Genomic DNA, 15691 nt, shown 5'->3' with positions numbered 1-15691 from the left:
CGATGACATTGGTCGAAGCGAATGCACGGGCGACTCTGCATCAGCGTTGGCCAGCACTCTGAGGCGGGCCGGAAACCAGTCAACCAGGACTTTCATGGCGTGACACAACCGGCCGGCCACCAGCGCGTCACGAAGGGAATCGCGCTGGCACTGGCGGACGGCATCAGTACAAGCGCGGTGAGCCAGGTGGCTAGCGCCGCGGCCGTGCGAACCTTTCTTGAGGATTACTATTGCACGTCCGAAGCCTGGACAGTGCGGCGATCAGCACAGCGCGTGCTGGCGGCCATCAACTCGTGGCTGCACGCGCAGACCCGGCGCAGCGATGCCCGCTTCGACAGCGACCGGGGTTACGTATGTACCTTCAGTGCTCTGATTTTCAAGGCTCGGGAGGCTCACCTGGTGCACGTTGGCGATACTCGCGTCTATCGGTTGCACCGCCATACGCTGGAGCAACTGACCAACGATCATCGGATATGCGTTTCAGCTTCGGAAGCTTACCTGGGTCGTGCCTTGGGAGCGGGTCCGTTCGTCGAGATTGACTATCGCGCCTGGGACGTTGAAGCCGGAGAGATCTATCTGCTTGCCACCGATGGCGCCTACGAGCATCTGGACGCCTCGGATGTCCACCGGGCGCTGGCCGCCAGTGCCGGCGATCTGCAGTGCGCCGCGCTAGCCCTAACCGAGGTTGCGATCGAACGAGGAAGCCAGGACAACGTGACCGTGCAAATCGCGCGCGTCGATGCCTTGCCAGAACTCGATGCGCCGGGCGCGCGCATGCAAGCCGAACGGCTCGCCCTGCCGCCGCCTCTTACGCCGCGCATGAAGTTCGAGGGCTACACGATCGTCCGGCAGCTTCATGCGAGTGCCCGCAGCCATGTGCATCTGGCAGTGGACGATGATAGCGGCCAGTTTGTCGCATTGAAGATCCCGGCCGTGGACCGATACGAAGATGCGGCGCATCTTGATGGATTCCTGCTGGAGGAATGGGTCGCCAGACGCGTTGACAATCAGCACGTGGTCAGGCCACACCTTGCTGACCGGCAGCGCAAGCACCTGTACGTGGCGATGGAGTATGTCGACGGTCAGACACTGGGGCAATGGATGATCGATCATCCATCACCGGACCTGGACGCTGTACGCGCGATCGTCGCCCAGCTTGCAGTCGGGTTGCAGGCCTTTCATCGACGCGAGATGCTGCATCAGGATCTACGTCCGGAGAATGCGATGATCGACCGGTCTGGCACGGTCAGAATCATGGATTTTGGGACTGTCCACGTGGCGGGGCTGACCGAAGGCACGCGGAATCCACGCCCCGATAAACCAGTCGGCACACTGCAGTACACCGCTCCTGAATACTTGACTGGAGACGGTGGCACTGTGGCATCTGATCTCTTCTCGCTGGCGACACTGGCCTATCAGATGCTGACCGGGAAACTGCCGTATGGATTGCAGGTGACGCAGGTCCGCGATCGCTCGAACTTTCATCGCATGCGCTACCTATCGCTGCGCGAGTTGCGCCCCGATCTGCCCGTGTGGATCGATGAAGCTGTGCGAAAGGCGCTGCATCCCAATCCACTGAAACGGCACGAAACAATGTCCGAGTTCATTCAGGCATTGCACATCCCTGCCCAGCCACTCTGGCAGCGCGCGACTCCGCCACTGATGGAGCGAAACCCATTGCGCTTCTGGCAGGCGCTGACCTTCGTGCTAGGTATCTCGGTGGTGGTCTTGCTTGGGCTGCTGATTACCGGCAGGTGACAATCTTAAGGCCAAATTCCGGACCAGCGTGCGCGTCGTTTCCGTCGGCCTTCCCTATCGACATTGCGGCAGCCTTCGGATCGCCTAACTGCATGCTCGAGGCGAAGAACTAACATGGGATCACGGCAGCTCAATTAGCGATGAACCCGCCAAATTGAGCTTCCGATGCCGACCACCCGCACAGGCGGAAAGAGAACCCTTTGTGGGGGACGCCTTCATCCTTGAGGGCAGTCGTGGAGCTGTATAGTGAACGCCCCTCCAAAGGGGGATTAGTGCAATCCAATTTCCTGCCGATCTAGTATCAAGGATGAGCCGACTACGTACATCGACGATGACTCGTGTTGGTTTTCACGTATTTCCTCATCTATCTGGCCAAATCAGCTAGCTGCCTGCAAATAACGGAGGTTTCCTTTGAAGTCTTTCAATAACCTGAAGATCGGTACTCGGCTTAGTATTGGCTTCGGTATCGTCTTGGCACTTATCGCCATGATGGTCACGCTGTCGATGGTCCGAATCACAGACATAGGCACACTTAGTGAGCAAATTGTCAACGAAGACTGGGTCAAGGCGGAGGCCGCTGCTACGCTCGACACCTACACTCGAGCCAACGGTCTACGCACGATGGAACTGTTCTTCGCTACTGACAAGGGTCAAACCGACAAGATCCATCAGCGCATCGAATTTAACAAGAAGAATGTAGTGGCCTCGCTCGATATCCTAGAGAATCTGGTTCGTACTCCAGAGGGCAAGAATTTGCTCGCTAGCGTAAGGGAGATGCGTGCATCCTATCTTGAATCTTTCATGCGCGTCGACACATTGCTGAGCGATGGCAGGCGAGATGAAGCCACCAAGATCTTGGTCGATGAAACTCTTCCGCGACTCGAAGCACTGAAGGACCGCGTAGTAGCCTTAAGCAATTTGCAAAAGAAGCTGGCTGAGTCTAGGAGCATTGTCATCAGAGATGACATTGACTCCACGCGAATTGCAATGCTTGCCACCGGTCTGGCTACTCTGCTAATTGGCACCGCATTTGCGTGGCGACTGACCCGATCAATTACCGTTCCTATCCAGCAGGCACTGGAAGTGGCCCAGACGGTAGCTGCTGGTGATCTAACCTCCAGCATTCAAATCACGCGTTCGGACGAGACGGGGCAGTTGCTTTCCGCACTCAAGAGCATGAACGAGAATCTCGATTCCGTGGTGAGAACGGTACGGCATAGCTCAGAAAGCATTGCTACGGGATCGGCTCAGATCGCTGCCGGCAACACGGATCTTAGTCAGCGCACCGAGGAGCAAGCCGCGAACCTGGAGCAAACTGCCGCCTCAATGGAGGAGATCAGTTCGACGGTGAAGAACAATACCGAAGCGGCGCGTCAAGCCACGCAACTCGCGAGTTCCGCGAGCGATGCCGTAGCGCAAGGTGGAAAAGCTGTCAGCCAAGTGGTCAGCACGATGGAAGCCATTACGGCAAGCAGCCAACAGATCGGTGACATCATCGGCGTGATCGACAGCATTGCCTTTCAGACTAATATTCTAGCGCTCAATGCTGCCGTGGAAGCAGCTCGCGCAGGGGAGCAGGGGCGCGGCTTTGCGGTTGTGGCAACAGAAGTGCGCGGCTTGGCTCAGCGCTCGGCTGCCGCAGCCAAAGAGATCAAGGACTTGATCACAGACAGCGTCGAGAAGGTCAGAGCCGGTGGTGTGCAGGCCAGCGCTGCAGGCGAATCGATGAGCGACATCATTTCCCAGGTGAAGCGGGTCAGTGACCTCATTGCGGAGATCAGCGCAGCCACCGTCGAACAATCGTCTGGTATTGGACAGGTTGGCGACGCAGTCAACCAACTGGACTACGTGACGCAGCAGAATGCCGCTCTGGTTGAGGAGTCTGCGTCGGCGGCCGATAGTTTAAGTCAGCAGGCGACAAAATTGGTTGAGGCCGTAGCGGTATTCAAGCTGAGACATCAAGGGCCAGACTCCAATTAAACAACCCCTGGCCGAGGGGGATGCGCTCTTGCATCTGACCCTCATTGGTGTGGCGTGCGGTGTCATGATCGCTGTTCGGGCAGCTTGAAGCCTATGGAGGTGCCCGACCTGATACCCATCAGAAGCAGCATCGTTTCGCTGAACTCGGGCATCGCCAGATAGAACATCACCGATTACAGGAAGAGGCTGCTCAGGACGGCCGTCCATACGACGACGTGCAAGCGGTCGAGCGCCGCCGCGCCTTGATCGTCGGTGACCAGGCCACGCCAGAATCCGCGCGAAGCCATCAGCGGGCAGACTCATACACCGGCTGAACGATTCCATCAAACCGTTGCATCGACCGGTTGAATCCGCGGTCTGCGTCGGCCGATCACTCGCTAGTCGGCAGGCCTCGCTGAATGGCCGTTGTACTTCGTGGGAACCGCCGCACGGACCGCGCGAAGTCGAGCGGCGGCAACGGGTCGGTCAGAGACGGTCGAGCTTCGAGGTCAGCAATAGGGTCTTGCCGCCAGTGGGACCCCCGGTCACCGACCAGAAAATTGGGCAGGTCTGCGCTCGAGGAAATGCGCAACCCCTTCCGCAAAATCCTCGCTCTGGATGCTTTCGAACATTTCGGCATTGGCGACTTGCGTGGCTTCGGCCAATGACTGGAACGGCTGCTCCCACAGCTGCCGTTTCATCACGCGAATAGATCGGGGTGAAACGTTCTCGGCCAGGTCGTCGGCATAGTCGAGCGTGATCGCCATGAGGGCGTCCGCATCCACCAGGCGGTCGACCAGGCCGATCCGCAGCGCCTCGTTAGCCAGCACCTTGCGCGCCGAGTACAACAGGTCGGCCGCATGACCGGGGCCGACCACGCGCGGCAGCAGCCAGGAGATGCCGTGCTCTGCAATCAAGCCTCGACGCGCGAACGCGGTACTGAATGCTGCGTCGGCACTGGCGAAGCGCATGTCGCTGTAGAGTGCGAACACCAGCCCCAGCCCCGCTGCCGCACCATTGATTGCCGCGATCACGGGCTTGCGCATGGCCGGAAAGTAGCCATAGCGCGTCTGGTAATCGGCGCGCCGGTTCATGTCGAACGGGCGCATCCACTGGGCGGCGCGGATATCGCCAGGTGGCAGCACTTCGAGCTCGTTGATATCCATGCCGGCGCAGAATCCCTTGCCTGCCCCGGTCAGCACCACCACGCGCACGTTGTCGTCGCGATCGATGGAATCCATGGCGTCGCGCAGTTCGCCCTCCATGACCTTGGTCAGCGCATTGAGCCTGTCCGGCCGGTTCATGGTGACCACGGCGATTCGCTCGCTTTTTCCGGCGCGAGCAACGGTAATCTGACTGTACATTTTGCGATTCCTTTCGATGTCGTACTAAGGGAGCTGAACGGATCTCGGTTCCAGGAACTCCTCCAGCCCATACACGCCGCCTTCCCGCCCAACGCCGGACATACCGAAGCCGCCGAACGGTGCCGCGGGATTGAACCGGGCGCCGTTGACGTCCACCTGCCCTGCCCGCAGCGCGTTGGCGACCACTTCGCCGGCACTGTCATCGGCAGCCCAGACACTTGCTGCCAGCCCATAGCGCGTGCTGTTGGCCAAGGTGATCGCCTCGTCGACGCTGTCGTAGCACAGCACCGCCAGCACCGGTCCGAAGACCTCCTCGTTCGCCAGCCGGCTGTCGGGTGCGACGTTGCCGTAGACGGTCGGCGCAACGAAATAGCCGGTTGCTGGCACCGGCGCATCCGCACCGCCGGCAATCCGATCAAAGCCTGCCTGCTCCGCTTCGGCGATATGCGCCTGCACGCGTTGACGCTGCTGCGCCGATAGCAAGGGGCCGATCCGGGTTTCGCCATCGGCGGGATCGCCGAGCTTCACCGCTGCTGCCGCCTCCGCCAGCAGTTGCCGGCACTGCGGGTAGTCCTCGCGGGGCACGATCAGCCGGGTAGTCGCGCTGCAAGTCTGCCCCGAGTTGAGGAAACATGAGTTGACAGTCGCCTTGACCGCCCTGGCGAGATCCGCGCCCGACAGCACGACGGACGCGGACTTTCCGCCCAGTTCCATCGACACACGCTTCATGTCGCCGGCCGCTTGTGCGGCGACCTTGCGGCCGACAGCCGTGGAGCCGGTGAACGACACCATCTGGATGTCGGGATGCGATACCAGCGCCTCGCCGACCGCCGCGCCGCCCAACACGAGATTGAGGACGCCCGGCGGCAGCTTCGTCCGCTCGCAAGCGGCCATCATCCGTTCGGTCACGGCCGGGGCCAGCTCTGACGGCTTCAGCACCACCGTGCAGCCGGCCAGCAGCGCCGGCGCCACCTTGGCCGTGATCTGATGCAGCGGGTAGTTCCACGGCGTAATAGCGGCTACTGCCCCGACCGGTCCCAGCGTCACGCGGGAATTGCCGATCGTCCGGACGAAGGCGAACGTGTCCGCCATCGCCGCCGTGGCGCGCCACGCCGCGATTGGTGCATCGACCTGGATCCGACGCGACAGCTTCAGCGGCATGCCGACTTCGCGCGAGATCTCATTCGCCAGCTCCGTCGCGCAGTCTTCCAGCGCGTCGGCCAGCGCGCGCAGATACGGCGCCCGTCCGGATGCGCCCAGCGCCTGCCAGCCAGGTTGCGCCCGCGCGGCTGCCGCCACGGCTTCGGCCACATCGCCCGCGGTGCCGAGACAGACATCGGCCAACGGGGCTTCGGTCGCCGAATCGTAGACGCGAATTGACTCGCCGGCTCGAATCGGACGACGTGCGCCGTCTATATAATGTTGGGTAAATTGCTTCACTGCGACTCCCTTGTGTTGCGTTTGTCGAGGAACGCAGCCATCACGCGCTGCGGTTCGCCGTCGGCATAGCATTCGAGTTGCGCCCGGATTCCGGCGACACAGGCGTCATCAAATCCCGGCTGCGTCATGGCGCGAAAGCGCTGCTTGGACAGGCGCACGGCGGTCGGCGGCAGCGCCGCGAGCGATCTGGCCTGCGCGAGCGCCTGCGCCATCAGTTCGGTCTCGCCGCATAGTGCCGTCACCAGACCGATATCGAAGGCGCGCTGGCCACTGACCAGATCGCCCGAGAGCGACATCTGCACGTTATGGGTGTATCCCACGTGCAGCGTCATCAGGTAGGATCCGACGATGCTCGCCAGGCCTGCCTTGACCTCCGGCTGCCCCCAGCGGCTGTCTGCTGTGGCCAGCCGCCAGTCCGCACACAGCGCAAGCTGGAAACCCGCGCCTGCCGCCACACCCCGCACTGCGGCCACGCAGGGCTTGTCCAGGTCGCGTACGGCCTGGTACATCGCCCGTTGCCGATTCAGCCAAGGCACGAGCTGCTGCCAGGTCACCGTGGCCGCCTCATCAAGATCCTGTCCGGCACAAAACGCCCGCTCGCCGGCACCGGCCAGCACGACGGCGCGCACCGAAGGCTCGGCGTTGAGCTGGCCCAGGGCTTCGATCAACTCGCCGCGCAAGGCGTCATTGACCGCATTCATTCTGGTCGGGCGGTTCAGCGTGACGATGGCAATGTCGTTATCCCGTTTGACGCGTACAGTTTCCATGTTCAATTCCACTTGAGTTCCACCACAGCATCGACCGCCATGACCCCTTCGCCGGCAGCCATCACCATCAGCGGGTTGATATCCACCGATGCCAGCGCAGTACGGTGACACAATGCCCAGTCGCCGAGTGCCACTGCGGACGCTGCCAGCGCGTCGAGATCAAGCGCCGGGATGTCGCGATAGCCATCGAACAACGGCGCCAGGCGCAACCTTGCGCAGGCCGCCTTGACGTCTTCGGCCGTGAACGGCGCCGGCAGGGTCACGACGTCCTTGCGTAGTTCGAGCAGTGTGCCGCCCTCCCCGATCATCACCAGCGGCCCGAACACATGATCGACCGAGACCCCCAGCGCAAACTCATGACGGCCCTTGACCATCGTCGCCACAATGACCCGTGGCGATTCCACGCCTAGCCGCTGCAGCGTGTCGAGGCAGTCCTGCGCCGCCCGGGCCACGCTGGAGGCATCGGTCAGGCGAAGCTGCACGAGGCCGTGCTCGCTCTTGTGCGGGACGTCCGCCGCACAGCCCTTGACCACCACCGGCACCCCGCCGAGCGCGTCAAACGCCGCTACCGCCGCATCCACGCTGTCACAGAGTCGGTGCGCCACGACGGGTACGCCGGCTTCGGCGAGCAAGGCCAGGCTACGGGCTTCGTCCTGCAAGCCGCTGCCGTCGAGGCGCTGCGCGTCAGGCCAGGTCGACGCAGTCTCCGTCACCGTTGCCGCCGCGGCCAGCCGATGATGCGCGACATACTGCGCAAGCGCTGCAACGGCATCGGCTTCGGTGACAAAGGCCGGCACGCCGTGTCGCACGAAAACCTCGCGGACCGATTGTTGCGTCGCGCTGACCACCAACGGCTTGGCTTGGCCCGCGCTGAAGTCGGCGGCGTCGCGCGCCAGTGCCTCGACGTCGTAGCCGGGACCCGCCACCGGAATGCCAACCATCACCATGTCGGCCTGCGGATCGGCGCCCAGCGCCTGGAGCACGCGCGGGAACATGTCGGCCTTGCCCAGCAGCGCCGCTGTCATGTCGAGCGGATTGCTGGCCGTGCCGAACTCAGGCAGGATCGCGCCCAGTTCGCGCAGCGTTGCCGGCTGGAGTTCGGTCAGCGGCAAATCGTGCCGTTCGGCCAGGTCGGCCGCCATCACACCCACCGCACCGCTATGGCTCATCACGACCGTGCGGCCCTGCCCCGGGGCGCGCTGCTGCAAATACAGCGGCACCGCGCGGACCAGTTCGCCAATGTCACGCGCACGCCAGATGCCGTGACGTGCTAGGAAGGCATCGATCGCGGCATCGTTGCCGACCAGCGCACCGGTATGCGAGGCCGCCGCCTTGGCACCGCGCTGGCTGTTGCCGGCCTTGATCGCCACGATGCTGGCGCCATGCGCTCGGGCCACTTCCGCCGCGCGGGCAAGCTGGGCAGGGTCGGACACCGATTCGAGGTAGACCAGAATCAACCGCACATCGGGGTCCGCCGCCACGGCCGCGGTCATCGCGCAGGCGTCGAGATCGGCGTCATTTCCCGTCGCCACCAGGTAGCGCACGCCGTAGCCAGCCTGGCGCAGCAATGCATAAGGCATGACGCTCGCCGCGCCACTCTGGCTGATGATCGCGATCGGGCCGTCCTGGGGCGCCACCTCCATGAACATCGTCGAGAAATTGAGCACCGCGCCGCTGGCGAAGTTGGCCGTGCCTTGCGCGTTCGGGCCCACCAGCCGCATGCCGCTGGAATTGGCCACCGCCACCAATTCCTGCTGCCGCTGGCGTCCCACCTCGCCCGTTTCGGCAAAACCCGACGCCATGATGACTGCAGCCTTGACGCCCGCGGCGCCGCACTTGCGCACCTGCCCAAGCGTGGCTTCGCCGGACACGGCAATCACGACCGCGTCCGGCGCCTTGCCGATCGCATCAAGATCGGGGTACGCACGATAGCCCTGGATGACCTCGCGCGCCGGGTTGACCGGAAACACCTCGCCCGCATAGCCGAAGGTGCGCATGTAGTGAATCGGTCGTCCGCCCACCTTGTTGGGGTTGTCCGAGGCGCCGATGACGGCCACCGATGCCGGCGAGAACAGGGCGTCGAAGGTTGCAATGGTCTCAGTCAATGGTCGCTCCCGATGCCTTGACCACCGGCGACCACTTGCCCGCGTCATGCTGGATCAGTTTCGAGAACTCGGCCGGCGTTCCCGGCAGCGGCCGGGCGCCCAGCGCGGCGAGCTGTTTCTGCACGTCTGCCTGCGCCAGCACGGCCTGTAGTTCGCTGTTCAGGCGGCGGATCACATCCGGCGTGGTGCCCTTCGGCGCCGACAGGCCGAACCAGATCGTCACGTCGAAGCCTGGCAGGCCAGCCTCGGCAATCGTCGGCACCTTAGGCAGTGCTTCAGAACGGGTCACGCCGGTCACGCCTAGCGCCTTGACCTTGCCCGCGTTGATGTACTGCCCTTGGCTCGATACGGTGTCGAACATCATCGAGATGCGTCCGCCAAGCAAGTCAGTGAACGCCGCGGCCGAGCCCTTGTACGGCACATGGACGATATCGATGCCGGCCATCGACTTGAACAGTTCGCCGGACAGATGGTTGGAGCTGCCGTTGCCGGCCGAGCCGAACGTCAGCGTGCCCGGCTTCAGCTTTGCCAGTGCGATCAGTTCCTTGATGTTGCCGACCGGCAGGTTGTTCGGCACCACCAGCACGTTGACAGTGGATGCCACCGAGCCTACGGCATCGAACGACTTGAGGGGGTCCACCTTCAGCGATCGGTAGAGCCACGGGTTGATGGCCATGGTACCGGTGGTGGAAAAGAAGAGCGTATAGCCGTCGGGGGCTGCCTGCGCGGCGGCCTCGGTGGCGATGGTGCCGCCAGCGCCGCCGCGGTTGTCGACCAACACAGGCTGTCCAAGCTGCTGCGACATGTGCTGGCCGATCAGTCGCGCCATCGCGTCAGTGGGTCCTCCAGCGGGAAACGGCACGACCAGGCGGATCGGTTTGGCGGGATAGCCGGTCGAGGCGGCAGCGGGGGCACTAAAGGCGGCCGGGGTGGCAGCGACCAGCAAGGCGCATAACGGACGCCGGAATGCGCGAAGTGCAGCGGAAAAGCACGGCATATTGTCTCCAGATGTTGCGTAAGCCCTCTCTGCAGGGAGGGCTGTCCTCAGTTTAAGGAGTCCTGAGCCAACTCAAAAGAGTATAATCATAGATATCTGATATCCACTTTCTGGATTGGGAGCCGGTGTGAATCTGAAACAGCTCGAAATCGTGGCGCTGGTGGCTGAAGTGGGATCGCTGTCACGTGCGGCACGCTCCCTGGGGATAGCCCAGTCACTGGTGAGCCGTGCGATTGCGCAGATCGAGGCGGAATGGGGCGACCGGCTGTTCGAACGAACCGGCCGGGGCGTGGTGCTGTCGGAATTCGGCCAGCGGATCTTCCCGCATGTCCAATTGCTGCTGGCCCAGTCGGCACGGCTGCGCGATGAGGTCAAGGACGCGGCGGGCGTCCCGTTCGGACAGGTGAGGATCGGCGTGCTGCCGTCAATGGCGCCGCGCCTGATACCGGCGCTGTTCGAGAATCTGCGCGCCTCGGCGCCCGGTGTCCGGCTGCGCGTGGCCGAAGGCTTCAGCGGACAACTCGACGAGGAACTGGAATCGGGCCATCTGGACCTGGCGGTCATCAACCGCTATGGTCCCGGGCCCCGCCAGGGAGAAGATGTGCTTGCTGAGGTCGCCACTTACCTGATCTGCGCGCCCGGCCATCCGCTCGCCGGGGTACCGACGGTGCCGTTCCGCAAGCTCGACGGCCTTCCGCTTGTCCTGCCACCGGCCCCCAACGGGCTGCGATCGATTCTCGACCAGCACGCGCGTCAGCTCGGCATCTCGCTGGATGTGGCGCTGGAAGTCGAATCGTTGAATACGATGAAGGAGGTTGCGCTTTCGGGGGGCGCTTTGACAATACTTCCAATGCTCGCAGTGGATCACGAAGTTGCCACTGGGCATTTGTCCGCCGTCGAGATTGTCGAGCCACGCTTACCACGGACCATTGCCATGGGCATCACGCGACATCACCCATTGTCCCGGGCGGCACGACTCGTTCTTTCTCGACTTCATGACTTGGTGCCTGAAGTTGCAAGGAACACGAGTGCCTAGTTGGAGCCCAATCGAGGTGTCTTACACACCTGAGTTCGGGGGAGGATCGGCTGCCGGCGGGCGGCGTCGGGCCGCACCCGGCCAGTTTCAGCCGTTGGCCGAAACTGTCACATGGACATTCAAACGTCGGCTCTGCCGCAGCCAACGGACTCTCGCGAATGACTGAAGATTCCGGTCGCGGTTGCGTACTTCCGACCGATATGGGTCCTCCGCGACAAGCGTCAAGTATCATCCGTCGGCAGGCCGGCAATGCGCGCTTCGTTACGTCTGCTGGCCTTCAGCGGCGCGACGAGTCTGCGGTGTATTCCACTTGCGATACGACGAGCGAGCGTAGAACGACCACGTGTGCCACGATCCTCCGCGACGCACGCGTACGCTGCCCGACTCTGGGCCCTGGACCGGTGAATGTGGTTGTAGATCAACTCCGTCCAGCCGAGCGAGGCGAAAATACGGTGGCAGATGGCGAGTTGTTCATGCGCTTGCTATTCCTCGTCCGGGCAGCCTAGCGGGGTCATGAATCCTCGTTTCCTGTGAAATCGCCATGCGACAGTTCGATAGGCGTGCCGTGAGGCGTGCGAAGGGCAGCGTGGTGCCAGGCTTCACGGTAGCGCGCCTGCGTCTCTGTGCTCGCGACGCCTTTACTTGCCACCAGGCGCTCGAGCGTGGCTAGCCAGTGCAGGTAGTAGGTCTCGCCGGTATCTGGATCGCCGGCAAGCTGCGCGCGCCTGATCTCTTCTGCCAGCGTTGCTGCCCATTCGCGCCAGGTGTAGAGGCCCTGCTGGTGCAAGACCAGAGCCAGAGCAAAAGCCTGTGCCTCCCACGGCTCGCGGAACACCGGGCCTTCCTGGTCATGGGGAACGCCCGGTACGGCCTCGGCGGCATCACGCGCTGCGGCTGGATCGACCTTCATTTCACGCTGGTTCGAGGTAGGGCTCGAATGCCTCGATCGAAACGGTGAGCGTGGCGTCGGTGTCCGCTCCCCAGAGCTCGCGGCCTTCGAAGACGACAGTGTAGAGCCACTGCGGGTCTTCTCCTGCGCCTGTCACGACGCTGTCCGGGAAGACATGGCAACCCCGGATCGCCTCGATCGTTCCTTCACGGCCGCGTGCGTATCGCGGCAAGCGTGTGTGGGTGGGCGGGTTGATGTTCTTCGTGCGCACTCGCTCACCCGGTTTGAACCTGGCCTGCTTCTTGGGCGGGCGAGCGAAAGAGCCTCGGGTGAATGCGTGTTCGATGTCGTTTGTCGTCATGACCCGTTCGACGGGCTTGCCCGGACGCAGGGCATGCCCTGCGGCGATTTCATCGGCGCCGATCAGCCCTCGCTCGACGGCGTTGCGCTCGATTCCCAATTCCCATCTTTCGTAGTAGGACACCGAGAGGTACACCTCGGCAGGCAGCCGCTCCTGCGCGTCGCGAGACATGTCGATGTTCCAGGCGCGCGTGAAACGCATGGCCCGCTGCATCGCCAGCACGCGCTCCTCCCACTGCGCGTGGAACGGGGGTTCGTCAGCCTCGGGCTGGACCGCGCCGAAGCCGTGCATGCCCCCCATGTCATGAACTCCGTTCATGGCGATATCTCCTCGGGACGCCGGGGCAAGCCGGTGCCGATCATGCAGTCACGGGTGACGAGCCGCGCAAGGCGCTCCTCGGGCCAGCCTTCAGTGCCGGCGGGGCGGGGTGGTACCACAATGAAGCGGGCTTCTGCGGTCGAGTCCCAGACTCGGATCTGCGCGTCTTCTGGCAGGACGACACCGAAGTCGGCCAGCACGCCGCGGGGAACTGACACGGCACGCGAGCGATAAGCGGCCGACTTGTACCAGACCGGTGGCAGCCCGAGCACGTCCCATGGGTAGCACGAGCACAGCGTGCAGACGACCATGTTGTGATGCCCGGGCGTGTTCTCCACCGCGATCAGATGATCGCCCACATGGCTGACGACTCCAAGCGCAGCGATCGCCTTTGTCGCGTCTGACAGCAGCGCCGCCTTGAACTCAGGATCAACCCACGCCCGGGCGATTACTCTAGCCCCGATGTGAGGGCCGATCTTGGTCTGGTATCGCTCGACGATAAGGTCGAGGACGGAACGGTCGACGTAGCCCTTCTCGGTCAGGATTGTCTCGAGCGCGCGCACCCGCAGTTGGATTGGCGAAAGCTCGGAGTGGTTGTGCTCGTCGGGACTCATGGATGTACTCGGACCAGACCGACTAGAAGTGCAGTGTAGGCTAATTAGTTCAGGATCGCGAGCCTTGAACTTCCTTCTCCGGCTAAACGGCAACTGGAATCGTGACAAGCGCGCGGAAGGGCGCCGCGCCTAATGGCAGCTTCACCAGAGCGTGAGCCACTTGAGTGCGCTGCAATGAGCTGCGCAGCACTTCAACTGGGCTAATGCACCGGCGCTTCGTCAGCCAGCGCTTGGAGGCGTTCTTTGGCATATTGCGGATACACCTTAGCGAGCGAGTCAGGCAATTCGCTGCTACCCATCATGAATTCGCCAGAGGGGAGGCGGATGACCGTTGGACTCGAATAGCCGCCATCGAGTTGTGGAAGACTCGAACGGCGCAGAAGGGTCGCGTAGCGACGATCAGGCGCCCTCCTCTCGGACGCCGGCAGTCGGCAAGGAGGCAGCGTGCGATTTCGCCCCCGACCGTGCCATTCAGACGACCGCTTCGCCCAGGAAACTGCCGTTGGCGAAACGCATGGTCCAGTGCCCGCAGTGGGTCGGGTAGCGCCAACCGGCGCGCCCTGCCCTCGGCTGCCTGAGGTCGGCCAGGTAGAGACGATGGCATTGTTGCGCCGAAGGACCGAAATCGGTATCGAAGCGAACATTGGTCGGGGAGCGTCGACCCGCGCCCTACTCCGCTTGGATGCCTCGAGGGCCAGAAAGCTACCGTCAACGTTAGAGCGGCAGGTGGAGTGAAGCCTGCCTGTGGCTGTCCACTAGATGGAGGGCTTACGTCCCGCCTTTTATGTACTGGACATTGGCAATCCAACCCCGTTTCCTGCGAGTCAGCCTCGACGCTTCCGTTTCCTTCTCAAAGCTCACCGGCGTAAGTTTCACCAGGGATGGCTCGACGTTCTCGAAGGCGTTGACGCTGACAACTGCGTAGAGTTGCCCCTCGATTTCGCTTGTGACAACTGGCACCACACCGCAACGAGAGCAAACGTGGAATGTGGCTGTGTGGGTACCGAAGGAGTACTTTGAAACGGCCGAAGCGTCTTGGACTTGGACTTGAAGTACCCCCGAAGGATTGGACGTCCAGACACCGCCGTGTTTCCTGCAAAAAGAGCAGGTACATGCACGAGCTGGAATTTCGACGGGATCAGGCTCCCAGGTGAGTTCGAAGGATACGTTACGACAGTGGCAGCTTCCCCTAATGAGCATGTGCCCGCTCCTAGTATTTACGGCATCTCGCAGAGTTTATAGCCCTCAATCGTTTGACATGTAAAGGCATTGTCATAACAAAGTGCCGGTGGTAGCTGCGGTCAATCAGCGTCACCAGCAGGTTGGAGCCCCGTTCAAGCTCAAATGAATGGCAGCAACAAGTTGCTCAGCAGACACAACCTGGTTAAAGCGCAGGTGGGCGGCTTCGGGTGGGACAGCGACCGCCAGCCGACGCGCACACTGGATCTCCCTCCAACCGAAAGGAGATCATCATGAAAGCTTCGAATAATCACGTCGGCGGACGCGTGCCGTGGAACAAGGGCAAGGTTACCGGACAGAAGCCACCGTTGAAGCTTCCGGAGATCTGGGCGATTCGCACCCGGTTGCAGATGTCGTCGAACATCCGCGAGCTTGCTATGTTTAACCTCGCGATTGATAGCAAACTGCGAGCGTGCGACCTAACTCGGTTGGTCGTCCAGGACATCTGTCAGGGCAGCCATGTCGGATCGAGAGCGGTGGTCATACAACAGAAGACCCAACGGTCGGTGCGATTCGAGATCACCGAGCAGACGCGTCAGAGCGCCGAAGCTTGGATCAAGGCCCGCGGCCTCAAACTCACCGACTATCTGTTCCCCAGTCGACTACATGCCTCGCCGCATATTTCGACGCGGCAATACGCGCGCATGGTCCATCGATGGATCGCCTCTATTGGTCTCGACGATACAGCGTACGGCACGCACACCATGCGTCGCACAAAGGCTTCATTGATATATCGGCGAATGAAAAACCTTAGGGCTGTGCAACTGTTGCTCGGCCATACCAAGCTTGACTATGTCCCGCGCAGAACTATGTCTCGTGTGTCACGAGACTAGCAAGATGTCAT

General features: G+C 62.3%; 13 protein-coding genes and 1 pseudogene. 4 read left to right on the top strand and 10 right to left on the bottom strand.

Features of this window, described 5'->3' with window-relative positions; genetic code table 11:
- The first annotated feature begins 21 nt into the window (after positions 1–21).
- On the top strand, positions 22–1758 hold the full coding sequence (locus tag AC3FKH_RS27480) for a bifunctional protein-serine/threonine kinase/phosphatase (protein ID WP_488678874.1): 1737 nt from the start codon (positions 22–24) through the stop codon (positions 1756–1758).
- A gap of 411 nt (positions 1759–2169) precedes the next feature.
- A complete protein-coding gene (locus AC3FKH_RS27475) occupies positions 2170–3738 on the top strand; it encodes a methyl-accepting chemotaxis protein (protein ID WP_488678873.1) in 1569 nt (522 codons plus the stop codon).
- 524 nt (positions 3739–4262) lie between these two features.
- Here the strand turns inward: AC3FKH_RS27475 and AC3FKH_RS27470 are convergent.
- Genes AC3FKH_RS27470 through AC3FKH_RS27450 form a run of 5 tightly spaced genes read right to left on the bottom strand, consistent with a single transcriptional unit; the run spans position 4263 to position 10390 of the window.
- On the bottom strand, positions 4263–5081 hold the full coding sequence (locus AC3FKH_RS27470; protein ID WP_488678872.1) for an enoyl-CoA hydratase: 819 nt from the start codon (positions 5079–5081) through the stop codon (positions 4263–4265).
- A gap of 24 nt (positions 5082–5105) precedes the next feature.
- Positions 5106–6521 (bottom strand): aldehyde dehydrogenase family protein, encoded by a 1416-nt coding sequence (locus AC3FKH_RS27465; protein WP_488678871.1) that lies wholly within the window; start codon positions 6519–6521, stop codon positions 5106–5108.
- The gene (locus tag AC3FKH_RS27460) at positions 6518–7288 is read right to left on the bottom strand and encodes an enoyl-CoA hydratase/isomerase family protein (RefSeq protein ID WP_488678870.1); all 771 of its coding nucleotides are present in this window, start codon (positions 7286–7288) and stop codon (positions 6518–6520) included. Before AC3FKH_RS27460 ends, AC3FKH_RS27465 begins: the two co-directional genes overlap by 4 nt.
- 2 nt (positions 7289–7290) lie before the next feature.
- Positions 7291–9393, bottom strand: a complete 2103-nt coding sequence (locus AC3FKH_RS27455; RefSeq protein ID WP_488678869.1) for an acetate--CoA ligase family protein — start codon at positions 9391–9393, stop codon at positions 7291–7293.
- Positions 9386–10390 carry a Bug family tripartite tricarboxylate transporter substrate binding protein gene (locus AC3FKH_RS27450; RefSeq protein ID WP_488678867.1) on the bottom strand — a complete coding sequence of 335 codons (1005 nt, stop codon included), beginning with the start codon at positions 10388–10390 and terminating at the stop codon, positions 9386–9388. Before AC3FKH_RS27450 ends, AC3FKH_RS27455 begins: the two co-directional genes overlap by 8 nt.
- 127 nt (positions 10391–10517) lie before the next feature.
- Between AC3FKH_RS27450 and AC3FKH_RS27445 the strand changes: the two genes are divergently transcribed.
- Positions 10518–11426, top strand: coding sequence for a LysR family transcriptional regulator (locus AC3FKH_RS27445; protein ID WP_488678866.1), 909 nt, complete (start codon positions 10518–10520; stop codon positions 11424–11426).
- A gap of 261 nt (positions 11427–11687) precedes the next feature.
- On the opposite strand, the pseudogene AC3FKH_RS27440 reads toward AC3FKH_RS27445, so the two are convergent.
- From AC3FKH_RS27440 to AC3FKH_RS27420, 5 genes and pseudogenes are all read right to left on the bottom strand, one after another.
- Positions 11688–11837: pseudogene (locus tag AC3FKH_RS27440) on the bottom strand (formylglycine-generating enzyme family protein); the annotation flags it as partial.
- 100 nt (positions 11838–11937) lie between these two features.
- Positions 11938–12336 (bottom strand): nitrile hydratase accessory protein, encoded by a 399-nt coding sequence (locus AC3FKH_RS27435; protein ID WP_488678865.1) that lies wholly within the window; start codon positions 12334–12336, stop codon positions 11938–11940.
- A gap of 1 nt (position 12337) precedes the next feature.
- Positions 12338–12994: a nitrile hydratase subunit beta gene (gene nthB, locus AC3FKH_RS27430; protein WP_488678864.1), complete on the bottom strand. Its 657-nt coding sequence runs from the start codon at positions 12992–12994 to the stop codon at positions 12338–12340.
- Entirely contained in the window at positions 12991–13608 is a 618-nt protein-coding gene (gene nthA / locus AC3FKH_RS27425; protein ID WP_488678863.1) for a nitrile hydratase subunit alpha, read from the bottom strand. Before nthA ends, nthB begins: the two co-directional genes overlap by 4 nt.
- Before the next feature lie 768 nt (positions 13609–14376).
- Positions 14377–14808, bottom strand: coding sequence for a GFA family protein (locus AC3FKH_RS27420; RefSeq protein ID WP_488678862.1), 432 nt, complete (start codon positions 14806–14808; stop codon positions 14377–14379).
- A gap of 272 nt (positions 14809–15080) precedes the next feature.
- On the opposite strand from AC3FKH_RS27420, the gene AC3FKH_RS27415 reads away from it, so the two are divergent.
- The gene (locus tag AC3FKH_RS27415; protein WP_488678861.1) at positions 15081–15680 is read left to right on the top strand and encodes a tyrosine-type recombinase/integrase; all 600 of its coding nucleotides are present in this window, start codon (positions 15081–15083) and stop codon (positions 15678–15680) included.
- Positions 15681–15691 lie beyond the last annotated feature (11 nt).

The organism is Cupriavidus sp. 21MJTG02-4 (genome assembly GCF_057798975.1).
This window is presented reverse-complemented; position numbering and strand designations above follow the sequence as displayed.